Origin of the sequence: Brevundimonas sp. UBA5936 (assembly GCA_002430835.1) — a bacterium.
Classification (GTDB): Bacteria; Pseudomonadota; Alphaproteobacteria; order Caulobacterales; family Caulobacteraceae; genus Brevundimonas.
The window spans coordinates 18,325-36,368 of the sequence record DJDA01000128.1 but is presented as its reverse complement, the minus strand read 5'-3'; the positions used below and the strand labels follow the sequence as shown (position 1 = coordinate 36,368).

Genomic DNA, 18,044 nt, shown 5'->3' with positions numbered 1-18,044 from the left:
CAGATCGACAACTTCGTCGATGACGGACGCTTCCGCCTTTACGAGATGCCCTTCAACGCGGACAGCTCGTTCTGGTCGAGCATCGCCGGCATGGCCAACGGAACCTTTGGCTCCGTAGCTGACTACGAACGCTACCTCTCACAGCTGGGCGATACGCCGCGATACTTCGACCAGCAGATCGCCAATATGCGCGCCGGCGTCGCGCGCGGCTTCGTCCAGCCGCGAGAAGCCCTTTCAGGACGCGATGTTTCGATCACGGCTGTGACGGATCCGACCGACCCGCTCAAGAACCCCTTCTATGCGCCCTTTATCGACATGACGGGCATCTCGGACGCTGACAAGCAAAGGTTGCGGAGGGCCGCGATCGAGGTCATCCAGCAGAAAGTCGTGCCTGCGCACCGAACTCTGCTGACCTTCTATCGGAACGAATACCTGCCAGCGGCCCGCGACACCCTGGGGGCCAACCAGCTGCCGGATGGAGAGGCCTTCTATCAGAGCCAGATCCGCCAATACACAAGCATCAACCTGACGCCGGACGAGATCCACCGGATCGGCCAGGCCGAGGTCGCCCGTATTCGCGCGGAGATGGAAACCGTGATGCGCAGCACCGGCTGGACCGGCACGTTCAACGAGTTCACCCGCTTCCTGAAGACCGACCCTCAATTCGTCTACGACAAGCCCGAGCACCTGCTGTGGCACGGCGCCTGGGTGGTCAAGAAGGTCGACGGAAAGATGAGCCAGTTTTTCGGCCTTCAACCGCGTGACACCTTCAGCGTCTCGGCGGTCCCGGCTAATATCGCCCCCTTCTACACTGCGGGGCGCGGCAACTGCTCGCTCAACACCTACGACCTGCCGTCGCGCCCGCGCTACAATATCCCGGCCCTGACGGTGCACGAGTGCAATCCGGGCCATGCTTGGCACGGAAAGATGCGCAAGGAGTTTCCGGGCATTCCCGAATGGCGTCTGCAGGCCAATATTTCGGCCTTCGGTGAAGGTTGGGGGCTCTACACCGAAAAGCTGGGCGTGGAGATGGGCGTGTACGAGGACGCCTATGAAGACTTCGGCCGCCTGAATTATGAAATGTGGCGCGCCGCTCGCCTGGTGATCGACACGGGTCTTCACTCCAAGGGATGGACCCGCGCCCAGGCTATCGCCTTCCTGAGCGATAATACGGCTCTGTCAGACCACGAAATCCAGACGGAGATCGATCGCTACATCACCTGGCCGGGCCAGGCCCTCGCCTACAAGTTGGGCGAGATCGAGATCGTTCGCCTGCGACGCAAGGCGGAAACGGAGCTGGGCGCCGATTTCGATATCAGGGCCTTCCACGACAAGCTGATCAGTCTGCTTGTCGCCACGATCCCGGCGATGACGGCCGAGATGGAAGACTTCATCAGCCAGAGCAAGGCGACCGCGAACGCGGCGCGCGCCGAGTAGGCCATCCGGCCGATCCACGGCTGGCGGTTTTCTCCCAGATCGCCGGCCCCCGCCGCCTGTTGATCCGTTTGCGGATCAGCAGGCGGTTTGTCATCGTTCGGAGTAGCCAGGATGCGTAAGGGGGAGCCGCGTATGAGCGCGGCGGGATACAAGCTGGACGAGGCCGACCGCCGCATCCTGCAGGTGCTCCAGCAGGACGGGCGGATCACCAACCAGGATCTGGCCGCCGCCTGCACCATGTCGGCGTCGTCCTGTTTCGAGCGGGTGCGCCGCCTGCGCGAGCGCGGCGTCATCGCCGGCTATAGGGCCCTGATCGACCCGAAGTTCGTTGAGCGCGAGCTGCTGATCTTCATCGAAGTGCTGCTGGACCGCACGACCTCGGACATCTTCGACCAGTTCGCCGAGCGCATCCGCCGCTCGCCCGAGGTGCTAGAGTGCCACATGGTGGCGGGGCGCTTCGATTATCTGGTCAAGGTGCGCATGAGGGACATGGCCGCCTACCGCGCCTTCCTGGCCGGCGCGCTGAGCGTCATGCCAGGGGTGCGCGAGACCCGCACCTATGCGGTGATGGAAGAGGTCAAGGACACCTCGGTCCTCGCGCTGTAGCCAATCGACGTCATGGCGCCTCGCAGATTTCCGCGCCAGCTGGATGGCGTAGGATCGGCGTGTATCAAGACGCTGAAACGGCGCGACGCGACGCGCAAGGGCAGACGATCCGCAGCTCGCGTGAGACACGCCTCGAGCGCTGGCCAAGGCGCTGAAGCTGCTCGAAACCGCAGAGGCCCGACTGGAGCGTCGAGTCGATCTATCGCCTGGGAGCGGCGCCTGCGGGAGCGACGCGCCAAACCGTGTTGGATAAGTCGTCGGCCACCAGCAGAATCCGGCGCTGAGGATCGAACCAGACGCCCACGGGACGGCCGCGAGCTTCGCCCTTGTCCGTCAGAAAACCGGTCAGGAAGTCGACGGGCGGACCAGCCGGCCGGCCGCCCGAGAACGGAACCCAGGCCACCTTGTAGCCCGCCAAATCCTGGCGATTCCAGCTCCCATGCTGTCCGATGAAGGCCCCTTCGGCGAAGGCGCCGCCGAAGCCGCCGTCGCGGGCGAACGAGAGACCGAGGGCCGCCACATGGGCTCCCAGGGCGTAATCCGGCTTCACGGCCGTAGCCACCAGTTCCGGCTTCTGGGGCCGCACTCGCGGGTCGAGATTCTGTCCCCAGTAGCTGTATGGCCAGCCGTAGAAGGCGCCGTCGCGGACCGAGGTCAGATAGTCCGGAACGAGCTGGGGTCCGATTTCATCTCTTTCGTTCACTACGGCCCAGAGGGCGGCGCTCGACGGCTCGATCGCCAGGGCGGTGGGATTGCGGATGCCGCGAGCGATGGTCCGACGCGCGCCCGTGGCCCGATCGACGGCCCAGACGACCGCCCGCTCCTCCTCCACGGCCATACCCCGCTCGCCCGCATTGCTGTTGGAGCCGATGCCGACGTAGAGGGTCGATCCATCGGCGCTGCTGGTCAGGGCCTTGGTCCAGTGATGATTGAGGGCGGACGGCAGGCGCGTCACCTCTTCAGCGGAGGCCGAGATCCGGGTCTGCCCTTCGACATAGGGGAAGCTGACCAGAGCGTCCTGCTCGGCCACATAGATGCGGCCGTCGACATAGGCCAGGCCATAGGGCGCATTGAGACCGTCGATGAAGACCGTGCGGACTTCGGCGCGGCCGTCGTTATCGGCGTCGCGCAACAGCGTGACACGGTCCCCGCCCTCGACCTTCGTATTGCCCTGCTTCTTGATGACCCCAGCGATGACGTCCTTCGGCCTCAAGGCCGGCGCGCCGCCGCCCCGCCCCTCGGCCACAAGGATGTCGCCGTTAGGCAGGACCAGCATCTGACGCGGAATACGCAGGTCCGTAGCGAGGGCCGTCACCACGAAGCCTTCGGGGGCGCGCGGCGTCTCATCTCCCCATCCTACGGGCCGGGCGATACGCATCGGCGGCAGCAGAGTTTCCCTGATCTCCGGCAAGTCAGGCGCCGGCCCGACTTCGTTGATCCCTTTTTCGCTTCGACCGCAGGCGGCCAAAGCCACGACCCCGCCCAAGGCTCCGTACAGAAGAAGGTTGCTGCGGATCATCGGCCAGCCTCCTCGTCCAGCATCCCGGAATAGCGCAGCCAGCCCGCAATCAGCGCCAGACCGCAGCACAGGGCGGACAGGGTGACGCCGAGCGCCCCCACGGAGCTCCATCCGTCCTGACTATGCTTGAATGCGTTCGCAACGCCGACAAGGCACAAGGCCCCGAGGACGCCGCTGTACAGAAGACGCAAGACCCCGCGACGCCCCCAGGCCAGGTCGATCAGGCTCCATACGAAAGCCGCCCCGCCGAAGACCAGACCGCCGACGATCGCCCAGGAAGAGAAGTTGCTCCACTGCATCTGCGCGTTCCGGAGATAGACCGCGTCCGTCGCGGTCCCGAGGCTGAACAGGGCCACCGGAACGCTCAGGATCAGCCCCTGCAAGGCCCGCCCCGGACCTGCCGTCGCGGTCATGGCCGGCTCTCGGCCAGTTCGACGCGACGAACCGCGCGGGCGCCGCGCGCCTTCATCCGCCGTCTCAGTTGCTCGCGGATGCTCCAGCCTTCCAGATGCATCAGATCGCTGATCGTATAGCCTTCCCGGGAAAGCGCTTCGCGCACGTCGCTGACTTTAAGGCAGGCGTGGTCTCGCTCGGCGATTTCAAAAGCGCGTTCGATGACATGGGTCTGGTTCATGGCTCCTCCTTCGCCTGACCCAATCGGCCCCAAGCCATGCGGTTCCGAGCCCGAACGATATGACGCAGGCTGGCGATGGTCCTGCAGGAGATTCCGCCCGCTTTCGAGTGCCAGACGCCCGGCGTGACGGCTCGCGCTCCGCTGCCGCCCGGCGAGAACAGGATTTCGATGTGCGCAGGATATGGCGTCTCAGGCTGAGAAGGACCTCGGTCTTCCCTTCGTCCCGACGGCCAGGTGGGCGTCAGTTCGTCGAATTGTTCGGCTGATGCGTGAATCCCCTGACGCCTGTCAGCGCCCGCGCGTCGCGTCCGATTTCCACCTCGCTCTGGGCGTAAGCGATCAGGAGGCGAGCCAGATCGACCAGAGCGCTCTGATGGATGCGTTCGTAGCCATGGCTGGCGTCCACGCCGAACGTCACCAGGGCCGTGCGGATGTCGGCGCCGGATTCCAATGCAGAGGCGGAATCCGAACGGTAGTAACGGAACACGTCTTTCTGGTGCGGGATGTCGTGATCCCGCGCCAGTTGGACCAGCTTTCGGGAAAGGTGCCAGTCGAAGGGACCCGTCTGATCCGCCATGGCGATGGTGACGCCGAACTCGGACGAGTTCTGACCCGGCGCGGTGGTTCCGTTGTCCACCGTGACCATCGCCGCGACGTCCGGAACGAGCACGGCGGAGGCGCCCAGGCCCACCTCTTCGGCGATGGTGAACAGCCACCAGGTATCGACCGTGGGCGTGCGTTCTTCGCGCAACATGCATTCCAGAGCGGCCAGCATGACCGCGACGCCGGCCTTGTCGTCCAGATGACGCGACACGATGAAGCCGCTGTCGGTGAACTCGGGCTGGGCGTCGATGGCGACAATGTCGCCGACATCCACGCCCAGAGCCAGGGTGTCGGCCCGCCCGTGGGTCACGACGTCGATCCGCAGTTCGACCTGACGCCAATTGACGGGTTGATCGTCCACCTCTTCGTTGAAGGCGTGCCCGGAGGCCTTCAGGGGAAGGATCGTTCCGCGATAGCTTCCGCCTTCCGCGAAGACGGTGCAGCGCGCGCCCTCGGCGAAGCGTGACGACCAGTGGCCGATCGGCACAAGCTCCAGCCTGCCGTTGTCCTTCACCGCCTTCACCTGGGCGCCGAGCGTATCGACGTGCGCCACGATGGCCCGCGCCGGAATAGCTTCGAGACCCGGCAGGCGCACCCGGATCGCGCCGCGTCGGGTCAGTTCATAATCCAGGCCCAGACGCTCCAGCTCTCGGCACAGGGCCCAGACGGCTTCGTCCGTGTAGCCCGTCGGACTGGGCAGGTTCAGGAGTTCCCCCAGGCGGGCGTTCAGGTAGTCCAGGTCGATCTTCGGGGAGGTCAAGGTCGCTCCTGACATAGTCTCAGGCGTCGGGGCGCGCCGACAGCGGGAACAGCAGATCGATGAACCGTTCTGCCGTGGGGCGGGGTTCGTGATTGGCCAGGCCAGGGCGCTCATTGGCCTCGATGAAGGCGTAATCTGGCTGATTCGGCGCACGCACCATGAGGTCGATCCCCGTCACCGGGATGTCGATGGCCCGCGCCGCCGCCACGGCCGCTTCGACCAGAACCGGATGCACCTCGTCCGTCACGTCATGGATGGTGCCGCCGAGATGCAGGTTGGCCGCCTTGCGGACGAGGATCTCCTCGCCCTCCCCTGCGACGTCATCCAGGCCATAACCGGCCTCCGCCAGGGTGCGCTCCGTTTCCGCATCGATGGGAATGCTGGATTCGCCCGCGGTGGCCGCGGCGCGCCGACGGCTCTGATGCTCGATGAGGGCCCGCAAGGTCGAGCGTCCGTCGCCGATGACGCGCGGCGGACGCCGTACGGCGCAGGCCACGACCTCATAGTCGATCACGACCAGGCGCAGATCCTCGCCTTCCACCTGCTCCTCGACAAGGACTTCCGGACAGATACGCCGAGCGCGCAGCAGAGCCGCCTGGACGTCGGCCATGGACTTCAAACCCACGGCCACGCCCTTGCCCTGTTCCCCTCGCGCAGGCTTGACCACCAGCTGACCATAGGTCTCCAGCGCTTCGTCGATCGCGCCGAGATCCTGCGGATCGATGCGGCGCGGCACGCGCACCCCGGCGGCTTCCACGATCCTGCGGGTCACCCGCTTGTCGTCGCAGATGCTGAGAGCCACGGCCGAGGTCAGCTCCGAAAGGCTTTCGCGGCAGCGGACGGAGCGTCCGCCCCAGGAAAGGCGAAACAGCCCTCCTTCCGAGTCGATGATATCGGTCTGGATGCCCCGTCGCCGCGCTTCGTCCACGATGATCCGCGCATAGGGATTGAGCGCATGATCATCCGAGGGCCCGACGAACAAGGCTTCGTTGATCGGGTTCTTGCGCTTCACGCCGAAGAAATGGACGCGCCGGAAACCCAGCTTCTCATAGAGGGCGATCGCTTGGGCGTTATCGTGCATGACCGACAGGTCCATGTGGGCCAGGCCGTGCGTCCTGAAGTGCTCCGCCAGACGGCGAACCAGAGCCTCGCCGATTCCCGGCTGTGTCGCCTGGGGATCGACCGCCAGGCACCAGAGGGATGCGCCGTTCTCCGGATCCTCGAAGGCGCGAGCGTGGTTCACGCCCGTCACCGTGCCGATCACCGCTCCGGTCGTCAGGTCCTCCGCGACGAAATAGGAGAGGGTCCGGTCGTCGCGATGCGACCAGAGGAAATCCAGCGGAGCCTGCACCATGCGACGCTTGGCGTAGATATCATTGACCGCCTGGGCGTCCGCTTCCGACATCAGACGGCGAATGGTGAAGCCCCGCGGCTGACGGCGGCTGGACCGATAGGTCGCCAGGTCCAGCCGATAGGTATGGGACGGATCGAGGAACAGTTCCTGCGGCGCCGAGGCCAGCAGGACGTGGGGATTGCGGACATAGAAGGCGATGTCGCGGCGATCCGGCCCCTCCGCGCGCAGAGCCTCGACCAGAGGCGCGGCGGTCTCGAAGGTCTGGGCGAACAGAAGGCGGCCCCAGCCGCAGTCAAGGACGGCATCGCGCACGGACTCACGTCCCGAGAGCACGGGCGGTTTGAGGCCTTCATGACGCATGCGTTTCAGCCGGTGCGCCTTGGGACGCGCGAGACGAAGATCAGACGCCATGTTGCTGCATCCACATCTCGAGGACGGCGACCTGCCACAGCTCCGAACCACGCAAAGGGGTGATATGGCCTGTCGGGTCGTTGAACAGCCGATCCAGGTAGGCCCTGTCGAACAGCCCGCGGTCGCGCGCCGCCTGATTGGTCAGGGTCTCGCGCACCATGTCGAGATAGGGACCCTGGATGTATTTGAGCGCGGGCACCGGGAAGTAGCCCTTCTTGCGATCGATCACCTCTGATGGGACGACAAGGCGCGCCGCCGCCTTGAGCACGCCTTTGCCGCCCTGGGCCAGCTTGTGTTCCGGCGGGATACGTCCGGCCAGTTCGACCAGTTCATGGTCCAGGAAGGGCACGCGCGCCTCCAGTCCCCAGGCCATGGTCATGTTATCAACCCGCTTCACCGGATCATCGACCAGCATCACCTGGCTATCCAGCCGCAGCGCCTTGTCGACAGAGGTCTCCGCCCCGGCTTGCGCGAAATGCGCCTCGACCAGAGCCCGGCTGACATCGACATCCGTCATATAGGCGCCGTTCAACTGGGTTTTCAGGGTTTCGTGGCTGCGGTCGAAGAAGGCGCCGGCGTAGGCTTCGACAGGGTCGGCGGCCCCGACCATCGGAGGATACCAATGGTAGCCGCCGAACACCTCGTCGGCCCCTTGCCCGGACTGGACGACCTTGATGTGTTTCGAGACTTCCTGGCTCAGCAGGTAGAAGCCGACATTGTCATAGCTGACCATCGGCTCGGACATGGCGCCGATCGTGCCCGGCAGAGCCTCCATCAGCCGCTGGTGCGGCACGAAGATCTGATGGTGCTTCGTCCCATAGTGTCTGGCGATTAGGTCGGAATAGACGAACTCGTCTCCCTTCTCGCCGTTAGCCTCCTCGAAACCGACCGAAAAGGTCATCAGGTCCTTCTGACCCAGTTCGGCCAGCAGGCCGACGATCAGGCTGGAATCCACTCCGCCCGACAGCAGCACGCCGACGGGCACATCGGCGATCATGCGGCGCTTTACCGCCATGCGCAGGCCGTCCAGCACCTGGTCGCGCCAGTCCTCGGCGGTCAGGGCGGCGTCTTCGGCGTGGCGCGTCATGTCCGCGCGCCAGTAGACCCGTGCGCGCGACGCGCCGTCCGGCTCGATCACCCGTATCGTCGCCGGCGGAAACTTCTTCACCCCCTTCAGGATGGTGTGCGGCGGCGGCACCACCGCATGAAAGGTCATATAATGGTGCAGACCCACCGGATCGATTGTCCTGTCGACGTCGCCCGCCGCCAGAAGCGCCGGGAGGGTCGAGGCGAAACGCAGCCGCCTGCCTTGTTCGGCCAGATACAGCGGCTTGATGCCGAAACGGTCGCGCGCGATCACGATCCGACCGCTGTCGCGCTCGTGCAGGACGAAGGCGAACATCCCCTTGAACCGCTCGACGCAGGCCTCGCCCCAGGCCTTCCAGGCCTTGATGATCACCTCCGTGTCGCCGTGCGAGAAGAAGCGGAAACCCAGGCCCTGAAGCTCCTCGCGCAATTCCGGATAGTTGTAGATGCAGCCGTTGAAGGCCAGGGTGACGCCCAGATCGGCGTCCACCATCGGTTGCTGCGCCTTCTCCGACAGGTCGATGATCATGAGGCGCCGATGCCCCAATCCCACTGGCCCACGCATCACTATGCCGGACCCATCCGGTCCCCGGGGCGAGAGGGCGTCCGTCATCCGCTGTACCGCGCCGGTGTCGGCCGGGCGCCCGTCGAAGTTGATCTCGCCGCTAAGACCGCACATGGGTCCTCCTTGAAATATGGATGCAGCGCGTACAAATGGTTAGTTCACGAATGAGTTCAACCCAATGAGCGAAATTCCCCTGCCGTCAGCCGCGGACGCCACGGCGTCATTGGTGCGCTCGGTCCGCCGCATCGCCCAGGCGATCGACGTCCGCTCGCGCGAGATCGCCCGGCTGACAGGCCTGACTCTCCCCCAGCTTCTGGTGCTGCAATCCATCCGTCGTCTCGGCGAGGTCAGCACCCGCGCCATTTCCCAGGACGTCTCCATGTCGCCGCCGACCGTGGTGGCGGTGCTCGACCGACTGGAGGCGCGCGGCCTCATCGTCCGGTACAGATCGACCACGGATCGTCGCATCGTCCACGCGCGCCTGACCGAACCGGGGCACAAGGCCTTGGCCGAGGCGCCGGACCTACTTCATGCGGATGTGCTGGCGAGGCTCGCGCTGTTGTCGCCGAACAAGCGACGCCAGATCGCCGGCGCCGTCGCCGCTCTCGCCGACCTCATGGCGCCTTCCGACTTGGGTACGGAGGCACATCGAAACGCCTAAACAGATCGACGCGGCGTTTCCCTCATCAGGCCTTCCCGGCGCCCGCGACAGCGGCGTCGCCTATGCCCGAACGCATGCTCAAGGCTAGGCCAGGTCCAACGGATTACGCCCAGCCGCAACAGCAGCTTGCTCCAGGCCCTTTTCCGCAAGCGCTCCATCCGGTTGATCTGCCGGCGAACGCTCTCCCTTCGGCGAGCAGCCGCTCCGGGGGCGCGGCGTTCTTCCACGTCTCCCCGATAGATGGCGACGTCACGGAGCGTCCCTGCGAAACATGATCTGATCGAGCACGAGAAACAGACCCGCCGCCAGGGCCGCCCAGGCCCGGCCCAGCGGCGAGGCATCTCCAATCTGAAAGCTGGAGCTTGCCGTTATGAGCCCGAGCCCGATCAGGACCAGGCCTGCGAAGCACTGCATTAAATGCGCGCCTCTCATCGCGGCGTTTCCCTTGCAGGCGCCCCGGCCCCCTGGCCGTCGTCCTGAAAATAAGGCGCGGCCTCCGGAAGCAGACCGTTGTCGACGGGCGCTTCCGAAAGGGGCTTCGACCAGGATAGCCAAACCAGGCCGAACCCCACAGCCGTCAAGGCGAGGCCCGCCGCGAGGATGATCATAATGCGCCTCCCGCCGCGACCCTGGCGGGCGTACTGCGCTTCAATCGGACGCTGCTCGTGAACAGCGTTGGCGGATTTTTCGTGTGGGCTTGGCGGCATGGTCAGACTCCTGATGCTCAGCCGCTCCACAATCATTCGTACGAACTGAGGTTGCCCTAAGGACGCCTTCGGACAAGCGGAACCCGGCGCCGACAGCTCTTAAAGCCTGCGGCTTAACCCATGTGAACGTGAGCTCTTCGGCGGCATGCCATGCTCCCGGCGTGGAGGAATTCCCATGTCGCGTTTGTCTTCGTTCTCGCCTAGCCGTGCCTTCATCACCGCCCCCGCCCGCGAACTGGGGGTCGCCGACCATCCGGTCTTTCAAGCGCTGCCGCTTGAAGCTCGACAGCGAATAGATGCGACAGGCCGTCTGCAACGGACTCAAAGCTTCGGCCGGGCACTCGCCGAGCACGAACTGCATTTCGTCTTGAACGGCGCGGTGGGCCTGTTCCCGGGGGCCCGCGACATCTGTGTTTCGCTCGTACCCGCCGGGGCGGTTCAAGGATGGGACCGCGCCCTATGGCCGACCTCCCCTGGTCCAGTGGCCGTCCCTCTGGTGGAAACCCTGCTGTTCAGCACCCCCGCGGCCTCGATCCTCGACACGCTCGGTCGGGATTGGCTGACACGACTTGTCATGCTGCAGGCGCAGCAGCGTCTGCGTGGACTGGAGGCCGAGGCCTGCTGCAACGCCTCCCATGCGGTCCTGGATCGGCTCGCCAAATGGATTGTACGACTGCACGAGGGATCCGCCGGCGCGCCGCTGCACATCACACAGGCCCAGTTCGGCCAGATGTTGGGCGTCCAGCGCACCAGCGTCAATGTCGCAGCGGCCCGGCTCCAGGCTCTGGGTCTGGTTCGTTTCGGCAGGGGGCGGGTCCGCATCCTGGATTTGGAAGGTCTTCGGGCCGCCTCTTGCTGCGTCGCCCCCGCTGCGAGCCTCGCCGACCGGGCCGCGCCTGTGCGCGCTCCTGAAAGCAAGAGCTTCCTTCAGGCGCCGGAGTCGCCCCTCAGGAGGATTGCCTGACGGGAAGGAGCGGCTCCCGCTCGGGAGCCGCAACGACTCCGGACCGCTGGCGTTGGCCTGTATTCGCAAGAGGACGCCATGCTCCACCTTCCTCCCACGCGTCGGCTCGAACTCAAGCTCGCCAGACGCGACTGTCTGACCGCTCAGGAATCCGCAGCCTTGGCCGGACTCGTGGAAGAGCCGGTGCTCAAACCGGCGGGCGCGCAGCTCGTCGGCCCAGGCGAACGGCCGGAGATCAGCACCCTTCTCCTGTCCGGCTTCGCCGCCCGGTACAGCGAACTGGCCGACGGACGGCGCCAGTACACCCAGGTCAACTGCCCCGGCGATTTCGTCGACTTGCACAGCCTCGTCATGCGGCAGATGGATCATGGCGTCCTGTGTCTTTCACCCTGCGTCGTGTCGGCCGTTCCACATGACCGACTGAGGCGCATCACCGAGGATCAGCCGCACCTGACGCGGCTCCTCTGGCTGGAGACGGTCGTAGACGCCGCCATGCATCGCGAATGGTTGCTGGCGGTCGGCCAGCAGACGGCTCTGGAGCGATTAGCCCTGTTTCTTTGCGAGATGCAGGCTCGGCTGGGCGCAGTCGGCCTCGTCGACGACGGCGTCTTCGACCTGCCGATCCGGCAGCAGGATCTGGCGGATTTTCTGGGCATGTCCGCGGTGCACCTCAACCGCACCTTGCAGATTCTGCGCGACACGGGCTGGATCAGCTGGAAAGGCGCCCAGGTTCGCGTCATCGATCGCCAACGCCTCATCGAGGCGGCCGAGTTCGACGACGCCTACCTTCGCCTTGACTGTTCGCCGGTCTGACCGCCGCAATGTCGTCCTCCGCACGCAGGCAACGCCCTCGCCGCGTGGGCGCTGGCCTTAAGGATCAAGAAAAGGAACAGCGCTCATGCGGCGAAACAAGGCGGCCTGGATCATCACAGGCGTATTCGTTCTTATCGTAGTGCTTGCCGTATTCCTGACGCCGCGCGGGCGTGACATGAACGCGGCGCCCGGGACGCTCGTCGATCAACCGGATCCAGCCGCCCAATCAGGGAGCTAGTCGGCCGTGTCGCGCGCAGCCGCCGCAGGCCTTCGCGCGTCCAGGTCGAAGCCGTCGCCATGAGCCAGCACATGCATGCGGATGTCGAACAGCGACAGGGCGTCGTCAGCCTGGCCTTCCGCAATATTGGAATGAGTGGCGGCTTCGCCGTCGACCACATAGACCGCTCCGGCGCCCAAAACAGTCATCCGGCGTCCTTCGACCACCAGGGCGGTGTCCTCGTCTACGCCAAGGCCCAGCAGTCTCGGATTATGCGCCACGGCGCCGAGCAGACGTCCATAACGCCCACGCTCGGCGAAATGCTGGTCGATGATGGCGTCCCGCAGCAATCCCAGTCCCGGCGCCATATGCAGCTCGCCGATGCGATAGGATTCTTCGGCCGGTCCCTTCACAAGCATGGTCTCGCTCATGACGGAGGCGCCGGCCGAGGTGCCGGCGATCAGGCCGCCCCTCTCATACAGACGCCGGACGCTCCGTTCGATCGGAGTGTCTCCAATCTGGCTGGATAAGCGGAGCTGGTCGCCGCCGGTGAAGAAGACTCCCGCGGCGTTCTCGAAGGGGGAGAGCTTGTCGGCGTCCCAGCTTTCGGCGCGCTCGTCGACGTAGATTTCGACCAGATCGTCGACGCCCAATCCGCTGAAGGCCTTGCGATAGGCGTCGAAATAGCCATCCGGCTCATGGGAGGCGACGGTGCAGACGACCAGTCGGCCTCCCTTCAGTCGACGCGCCACCTCCTTGAGGATGAGGCGCTCGCCCATCTTGTCCTCGTGCCCGCCGATGATGATAAGCGCACCGTCAGCCATGAGCCGGTTCCAACAGGACTTCCGAGGGGCGATCTGCGGCCTCCGGGGGCCTGAAGGCCTGGATTTGCGCCCAGACCTCCTCCACGCGCGTGGGGGTAAGCACCACAAGATCCCCCGGCCGTCCCGCCTGAAGGCAGGCGTCGACGGCGTCCTCTTCTCGCACGCAGGCATCCAGCCGTGAGGGGTCGCATCCCGCGCCGAGCGCGCCCTCGCGCAGAAGGCGATTGACCTCCCCGACCGGACGGCCGCGGTTGTCCGGCGTTTCTCGAAATACGATGGAGTCGAAATACTCGGCCGCTATCTCGCCCATGGCGCGGATTTCCTCCTCGCGCCGATCGCCCGGAATACTCACCATGCCGATGATCCGGCCCGTCGCGGGCCGCATCGCCTGCACCAGTCTTCCCAGCGCTCGCAGGCCTTCAGGATTATGAGCGTAGTCCAGGATCACCCTGAAGCCATGGCCGTCATGAATGTTCAGGCGGCCTGGGTTCTGCTCGAAGCTGGACGCAAAGCTGCGCAGCGACGATCCGATCCGATCCGCCTTGACGCCCAAGCCATGGCAAACGGCGACGGCCGCAAGGGCGTTGGCGACATTGAAGGCGGCGCGCCCCTCGAGGGTCGCCGGGATTTCGGCCGCGCGGCACACCAGGTCCGTCCCGCCCCTGTCGTGGAGCTCGATGTCGTCGGTCGCAGCGTCGTAAAGAACCGCAGCACCGCCTTCTGCGATATGCTTCAACACGAAGCCTGGCGTCTCGGCCCCGCCCCGCATGCTGAACCAGCACAGCCGACCGCCCGCGTGCCTGGCCATACGAATGGTCAGGGGGTCGTCAGCGTTGAGCACGCTCAGGCCCCGACGCGCCACGCTTTCGACCACCACAGACTTGATGCGGGCGAGATCTTCGAGCGTCTCGACCCCCTTAAGTCCCAGATGGTCGGGCTGAACATTCAGCACGCAACCGACGTCGCACCGGTCGAAGGCGAGACCTTCGCGAAGGACGCCCCCGCGGGCGCACTCCATCACAGCAGCCTCGACAGTCGGGTCGCGCAGCACCATGCGCGCGCTTCGCGGTCCGCTGGCGTCTCCCTTCCAGACCCGTTCGCCCCCTATGTAGACGCCGCTGGTGTTGGTGAGGCCCGTAGTCAGGCCTTGGACCGTCAGCACATGGGCGACCATCCGCCCCACCGTTGACTTGCCGTTCGTCCCGGTGACGGCCGCAATCGGCACGCGTGCGCGCGCCCCCGGCGGAAACATCATGTCGATGATCGGTCCCGCAACATCGCGCGGCGCTCCTTCCGACGGCGCCAGGTGCATGCGCAGCCCAGGGGCTGCATTGACCTCGACCACGCCTCCACCGGTTTCCCGTACGGACCGGCGAATATCCGGCGCCAGCATATCGACGCCAGCGACGTCCAGCCCCAGAGCCAAGGCGGCCCGTCGGGCGATAGCCGCATTTTCGGGGTGGATTTCGTCCGTGCGATCAATCGCCGACCCGCCTCTTGAGAGATTGGCCGCCGGATGCAGGCGGACCTTCTGACCGGCCGCCGGACGGTCCCGCATGGAAAGCCCCTGACGCAGGAGGCTGGCGAGGACGGCCTGGTCGTCGAGTCGCACCCGGGTCATGACCTTCTCGTGGCCGTCGCCGCGTCTGGGATCGCTGTTCAGCGCTTCGACCAGTTCTTCTACCGTGCTGGGCCCGTCGCCGACGACAAAGGGCGGCTGACGTTCCGACACCGCCACGACGCGCCCTCCAACCACCAGTACGCGATGGTCCCGGCCCTCCAGATGCCGTTCCACGATGACGCGCCGGCTGTGAGCGACAGCCCCGTAAAAGGCCCGGGAGACCTCCTCCGGCTCCGACAGGGCGGTCGACACTCCGCGTCCATGATTGGCGTCCAAAGGCTTGACCGCCACAAGTCCGCCGAGGCGTCGCGCTGCGGCCTTGGCGGCCTCAGCGGATGAGACGATTTCACCTTCGGCCACCGGACAACCGATGGCCGCCAGAAGGGCCTTCGCCTGGGCCTTGTCCCCGGCCAGCTCGGCCGCAATCAATCCCGTCCGGTCTGTCACGCTGGCGCGCAACAGGCGTTGACGCGCCCCCCAACCCAGCCGGATCAGGCTCTGCCCGTTCATCCGTTCGAGCGGGACGCCTCGGCGACGCGCGGCGTCGACCAACGCCTGGGTCGAGGGTCCCAGGGCGTGGTGCCCCATGAGGCGCCTCAGGGCCTCGACGGCCGCTTCCGCGGAGCGGATCTTTTCGACGCCTGGCGCAGTATCGTCGCTGCAGATCCGGTCCAGGCCTTCGACGCCGCTGAGTTCGATGGGCAGAAGACCGTCGCAAAGCTGCAGCGCGAGGCGGCCCGCCAAGAGGGCCGCTTCCTCCACGCCGTACGCATAAAGGATGTCATAGACGCCGGGACGTCCGCGCACCGAGCGCGTCTTGCCGCGACTGACCGGCGCGCCGGCGAGGGTCTGCAACTCAAGCGCCACGTGTTCGACGACATGTCCAAACCAGGTCCCGGCCTCAAGGCGCCGCACGAACCCGCCGGGCTTCCCGTAGCAGCAGCCGTGGTTGCGAAGACCTGGAAGCAGGGTCAGCAGCAACGATGTGAAGTCCCCCAGACGATCCGTGGGCCAATTCTCCAAACGCCCGAGATCGAGCTGGACCCTGGCCATGGGCGTGGCGCTGTAGAGATGAGGTCCGCGATAGAGGGCGCGCTCCAGAACTCGCGCGGGACGGTCCGAAGACGTCATGCCGCCATCTCCATCAGAGCTGCGGGGGCGGTTACGCCTGCGACCAGGCAGCGGATCACCATGGCCGCCGCTACAGGGCGCGTCGGCGCCGTCCCCTGAAGCGCCGGCCGCGTCTCGCCTCGCGCAGATATCGTCCAAGTCCACGTCGATCCAGAGCCCTGGATCATCCAGTCAAAACCTTTGTGTTCCACTGCCTTACTCCGTTAGGGGCTTGCTTGAACCCGCCCTCCCGGCGGCAGTTCCTGTGTCTTGAACCGGTCTCGCGCGTCCCCTGATCACGCCAATTTCCGCCTGCGGGAACCGCCTGATGAAACGCCGCGTATGGAGAGCCCAAGCACTCAGGAGCCGATCATGACCCGCCCGGGCCTCGCCTCGACCTGCCGCCCCTTCGACGCCCTCGAGCCGGCCGCGCTCCACCACCGCCTGGCCGAATGGAATCATCGCCGCCTCAACCCCGCCCTGCCCCATGACGACTGGGAGAGGGAGCTTCGAGCGGACGCCGAAATGCGTCTTCTGGAGGGCGCGGCCATGGAACGCGCCCGCGAAGCGGCCCAGCCTTGGCTGGCCGACATGCCCACAGAGCCCGCCGACTTCGTCGCCTGGTTCGAGGCGCTTCAAGGGCGAGGTCCCGGCGAGAACGACCCGCTCTTCCCCTGGCTCGCCGAAACGGCGACGCTTGAGGACATGCGCTGGTTCCTGCTTCAGGAGGTGGCCGGCGAGGCGGGATTCGACGACCTGGTCGCCATGGCCCAGGTGAAGATGCCGATCAGACCGAAGCTGGAGCTTGCGCGCAACTACTGGGATGAGATGGGTCGGGGACGCGAGGGCGGCATGCACGGGCCCATGCTGGACCGGCTGGCCCAGGCGCTTGATCTCCGGCCCGCTATTGAGCGCACCGTCTGGCCATCGCTCGCGCTGGGCAACACGCTCGTGGCCTTCTCGACGACTCGACGCTACGCCTATCACGCCCTGGGCGCCCTGGGGGCGGTCGAGCTGACCGCACCCTGGCGGGCCGCTCACGTCGCCGAGGGCCTGAAGCGGCTGGGGATCGGGGCCGAGCGGAAGTATTTCGCCCTGCACGCCACCCTCGATGTGGAGCACTCCAAAGCCTGGAATGAGGAGATTTTGCGCCCCCTGGCGGCGGAGAGGCCCGACTGTCTTCGCGCCCTGGCTGAAGGCGCCGTCATGCGCCTGCAGGCCGGCGCGAAATGCTTCGAAGCCTATCGCGCGACGCTCTGGGGCCCGGACGCTGCGCTGAGGAGAGCCTCATGAGTTCTCGGGCGTCGCGCGACAGCAGAGGAAAGGCGCGGCCTCCGGGCGGGGATGCCGCGGCGATCGATCCGACCGTGACGCCCCCTGCGCGGACAGACGGCCGATCCGACGGCATCTCCTCCCCGGAAATCAAGGTCTACAAGGCCGGCGAGAACGCGAAAAGCGATGACCGTTCCACGGCGGCGGCGACGCGAACCACCTGATCTGGCTCACCTCCGGCCGGGAACTTCATCGGCCGCGACGGAAGAGACCTCGCGGGCGCCGCGCAGAAGGTCCTGGCCGGCGATGAAGACGCCCGACAAAGCCACGGCTCCCGCCGCGAGCCAGGCCGCCGTCCAGGCAAGCCGATGGGGCCGCCTTCGCGTGCGGCGCGGAAACGGGATGACCACGCCCCTGATGTCTTGGGGGCGGGATGCGCCGCAACCTGAACGGCGGAATGGTCTAGCCATCCCTACGGGACCCGCCCTGAGCGGGTGAGCTGTCCTCGCCGGCATGATGTTCGATGCGGCCGCGCTCGACCTCCGTGCGGGCAAAGACTTCTTCCTGACCGTCGATCAGGAGCTCGGCGACCTCGCCGTCCCCGACGGCCCCGTCCGCGCTGGTGTAGACGCCGTAGTCGTCGAATCTCACGCTCCCGACTCCCACGGCCGAGCCCGCGAAACGATCATGCCGACTGGCCATGGCCGCCGTCGCGCGATCGCCGTCCGACATGGCGCCCCCGCCCTTCCCGGCCGTTTTGTTCCAACGTGGCACCGCCGCGTCTGCGCTGGCGTCGTCCTTGGCGATCTCAGCCGCCGTTTCGTTCCCGCGCCCATATCGTTCCTCGGGTCCCGCCATGGTCTTTCTCCTGCTGCACCTG

At 66.1% G+C, this 18,044-nt stretch carries 17 protein-coding genes; 7 read left to right on the top strand and 10 right to left on the bottom strand.

Features of this window, described 5'->3' with window-relative positions:
* Both B2Y21_RS13410 and B2Y21_RS13405 read left to right on the top strand, forming a co-directional pair.
* Positions 1–1,437 (top strand): DUF885 domain-containing protein (locus B2Y21_RS13410; RefSeq protein WP_292060340.1); only part of this gene is annotated, 1,437 nt, incomplete at its 5' end.
* Positions 1,438–1,569: 132 nt separating this feature from the next.
* A complete protein-coding gene (locus B2Y21_RS13405; protein WP_291783604.1) occupies positions 1,570–2,043 on the top strand; it encodes an Lrp/AsnC ligand binding domain-containing protein in 474 nt (157 codons plus the stop codon).
* Positions 2,044–2,242: 199 nt separating this feature from the next.
* Here the strand turns inward: B2Y21_RS13405 and B2Y21_RS13400 are convergent, their stop codons facing one another.
* From B2Y21_RS13400 to B2Y21_RS13375, 6 genes are all read right to left on the bottom strand, one after another.
* Positions 2,243–3,562 carry a PQQ-dependent sugar dehydrogenase gene (locus B2Y21_RS13400; RefSeq protein ID WP_292060339.1) on the bottom strand — a complete coding sequence of 440 codons (1,320 nt, stop codon included), beginning with the start codon at positions 3,560–3,562 and terminating at the stop codon, positions 2,243–2,245.
* Positions 3,559–3,975: a DUF2231 domain-containing protein gene (locus tag B2Y21_RS13395; RefSeq protein WP_292060338.1), complete on the bottom strand. Its 417-nt coding sequence runs from the start codon at positions 3,973–3,975 to the stop codon at positions 3,559–3,561. Before B2Y21_RS13395 ends, B2Y21_RS13400 begins: the two co-directional genes overlap by 4 nt.
* Positions 3,972–4,196, bottom strand: coding sequence for a hypothetical protein (locus tag B2Y21_RS13390; protein WP_125901434.1), 225 nt, complete (start codon positions 4,194–4,196; stop codon positions 3,972–3,974). Before B2Y21_RS13390 ends, B2Y21_RS13395 begins: the two co-directional genes overlap by 4 nt.
* 241 nt (positions 4,197–4,437) lie before the next feature.
* Positions 4,438–5,559 (bottom strand): osmoprotectant NAGGN system M42 family peptidase, encoded by a 1,122-nt coding sequence (locus B2Y21_RS13385; protein ID WP_292060337.1) that lies wholly within the window; start codon positions 5,557–5,559, stop codon positions 4,438–4,440.
* Positions 5,560–5,578: 19 nt separating this feature from the next.
* The gene (gene ngg / locus B2Y21_RS13380) at positions 5,579–7,225 is read right to left on the bottom strand and encodes an N-acetylglutaminylglutamine synthetase (protein ID WP_292060336.1); all 1,647 of its coding nucleotides are present in this window, start codon (positions 7,223–7,225) and stop codon (positions 5,579–5,581) included.
* A gap of 88 nt (positions 7,226–7,313) precedes the next feature.
* A complete protein-coding gene (locus tag B2Y21_RS13375; protein ID WP_292060335.1) occupies positions 7,314–9,089 on the bottom strand; it encodes an N-acetylglutaminylglutamine amidotransferase in 1,776 nt (591 codons plus the stop codon).
* Positions 9,090–9,153: 64 nt separating this feature from the next.
* Between B2Y21_RS13375 and B2Y21_RS13370 the strand changes: the two genes are divergently transcribed.
* The gene (locus B2Y21_RS13370) at positions 9,154–9,636 is read left to right on the top strand and encodes a MarR family winged helix-turn-helix transcriptional regulator (protein ID WP_292060334.1); all 483 of its coding nucleotides are present in this window, start codon (positions 9,154–9,156) and stop codon (positions 9,634–9,636) included.
* 428 nt (positions 9,637–10,064) lie between these two features.
* Here B2Y21_RS13370 and B2Y21_RS13365 read toward each other — a convergent pair whose 3' ends face one another.
* Complete coding sequence (locus B2Y21_RS13365; protein WP_200165220.1) at positions 10,065–10,244, bottom strand: hypothetical protein; 180 nt, start codon at positions 10,242–10,244, stop codon at positions 10,065–10,067.
* A 274-nt stretch (positions 10,245–10,518) separates the two neighbouring features.
* Here B2Y21_RS13365 and B2Y21_RS13360 point away from each other — a divergent pair, with 274 nt between their 5' ends.
* Complete coding sequence (locus B2Y21_RS13360) at positions 10,519–11,307, top strand: Crp/Fnr family transcriptional regulator (RefSeq protein WP_292060333.1); 789 nt, start codon at positions 10,519–10,521, stop codon at positions 11,305–11,307.
* A gap of 78 nt (positions 11,308–11,385) precedes the next feature.
* On the top strand, positions 11,386–12,120 hold the full coding sequence (locus B2Y21_RS13355; protein ID WP_200165222.1) for a Crp/Fnr family transcriptional regulator: 735 nt from the start codon (positions 11,386–11,388) through the stop codon (positions 12,118–12,120).
* Between the two features lie 234 nt (positions 12,121–12,354).
* On the opposite strand, the gene B2Y21_RS13350 is transcribed toward B2Y21_RS13355, so the two are convergent.
* Both B2Y21_RS13350 and cphA read right to left on the bottom strand, forming a co-directional pair.
* Positions 12,355–13,161 (bottom strand): cyanophycinase, encoded by an 807-nt coding sequence (locus B2Y21_RS13350; RefSeq protein ID WP_291783640.1) that lies wholly within the window; start codon positions 13,159–13,161, stop codon positions 12,355–12,357.
* A complete protein-coding gene (gene cphA, locus B2Y21_RS13345) occupies positions 13,154–15,913 on the bottom strand; it encodes a cyanophycin synthetase (RefSeq protein WP_292060343.1) in 2,760 nt (919 codons plus the stop codon). Before cphA ends, B2Y21_RS13350 begins: the two co-directional genes overlap by 8 nt.
* 351 nt (positions 15,914–16,264) lie before the next feature.
* Here cphA and B2Y21_RS13340 point away from each other — a divergent pair, with 351 nt between their 5' ends.
* Together B2Y21_RS13340 and B2Y21_RS13335 are read left to right on the top strand one after the other, a co-directional pair.
* A complete protein-coding gene (locus tag B2Y21_RS13340; protein WP_292060332.1) occupies positions 16,265–17,185 on the top strand; it encodes an iron-containing redox enzyme family protein in 921 nt (306 codons plus the stop codon).
* Complete coding sequence (locus B2Y21_RS13335) at positions 17,182–17,388, top strand: hypothetical protein (RefSeq protein WP_253107980.1); 207 nt, start codon at positions 17,182–17,184, stop codon at positions 17,386–17,388. Before B2Y21_RS13340 ends, B2Y21_RS13335 begins: the two co-directional genes overlap by 4 nt.
* Positions 17,389–17,626: 238 nt before the next feature.
* Here the strand turns inward: B2Y21_RS13335 and B2Y21_RS13330 are convergent, their stop codons facing one another.
* The gene (locus tag B2Y21_RS13330) at positions 17,627–18,022 is read right to left on the bottom strand and encodes a hypothetical protein (RefSeq protein ID WP_292060331.1); all 396 of its coding nucleotides are present in this window, start codon (positions 18,020–18,022) and stop codon (positions 17,627–17,629) included.
* Positions 18,023–18,044: the final 22 nt, after the last annotated feature.

Coding starts and splice junctions, on each gene's coding strand:
- B2Y21_RS13405 (WP_291783604.1), top strand. CDS start 1,570: ATGAGCGCGGCGGGATACAAGCTGGACGAGGCCGACCGCCGCATCCTG.
- B2Y21_RS13400 (WP_292060339.1), bottom strand. CDS start 3,562: ATGATCCGCAGCAACCTTCTTCTGTACGGAGCCTTGGGCGGGGTCGTG.
- B2Y21_RS13395 (WP_292060338.1), bottom strand. CDS start 3,975: ATGACCGCGACGGCAGGTCCGGGGCGGGCCTTGCAGGGGCTGATCCTG.
- B2Y21_RS13390 (WP_125901434.1), bottom strand. CDS start 4,196: ATGAACCAGACCCATGTCATCGAACGCGCTTTTGAAATCGCCGAGCGA.
- B2Y21_RS13375 (WP_292060335.1), bottom strand. CDS start 9,089: ATGTGCGGTCTTAGCGGCGAGATCAACTTCGACGGGCGCCCGGCCGAC.
- B2Y21_RS13370 (WP_292060334.1), top strand. CDS start 9,154: ATGAGCGAAATTCCCCTGCCGTCAGCCGCGGACGCCACGGCGTCATTG.
- B2Y21_RS13365 (WP_200165220.1), bottom strand. CDS start 10,244: ATGATCATCCTCGCGGCGGGCCTCGCCTTGACGGCTGTGGGGTTCGGC.
- B2Y21_RS13360 (WP_292060333.1), top strand. CDS start 10,519: ATGTCGCGTTTGTCTTCGTTCTCGCCTAGCCGTGCCTTCATCACCGCC.
- B2Y21_RS13355 (WP_200165222.1), top strand. CDS start 11,386: ATGCTCCACCTTCCTCCCACGCGTCGGCTCGAACTCAAGCTCGCCAGA.
- B2Y21_RS13350 (WP_291783640.1), bottom strand. CDS start 13,161: ATGGCTGACGGTGCGCTTATCATCATCGGCGGGCACGAGGACAAGATG.
- cphA (WP_292060343.1), bottom strand. CDS start 15,913: ATGACGTCTTCGGACCGTCCCGCGCGAGTTCTGGAGCGCGCCCTCTAT.
- B2Y21_RS13340 (WP_292060332.1), top strand. CDS start 16,265: ATGACCCGCCCGGGCCTCGCCTCGACCTGCCGCCCCTTCGACGCCCTC.
- B2Y21_RS13335 (WP_253107980.1), top strand. CDS start 17,182: ATGAGTTCTCGGGCGTCGCGCGACAGCAGAGGAAAGGCGCGGCCTCCG.
- B2Y21_RS13330 (WP_292060331.1), bottom strand. CDS start 18,022: ATGGCGGGACCCGAGGAACGATATGGGCGCGGGAACGAAACGGCGGCT.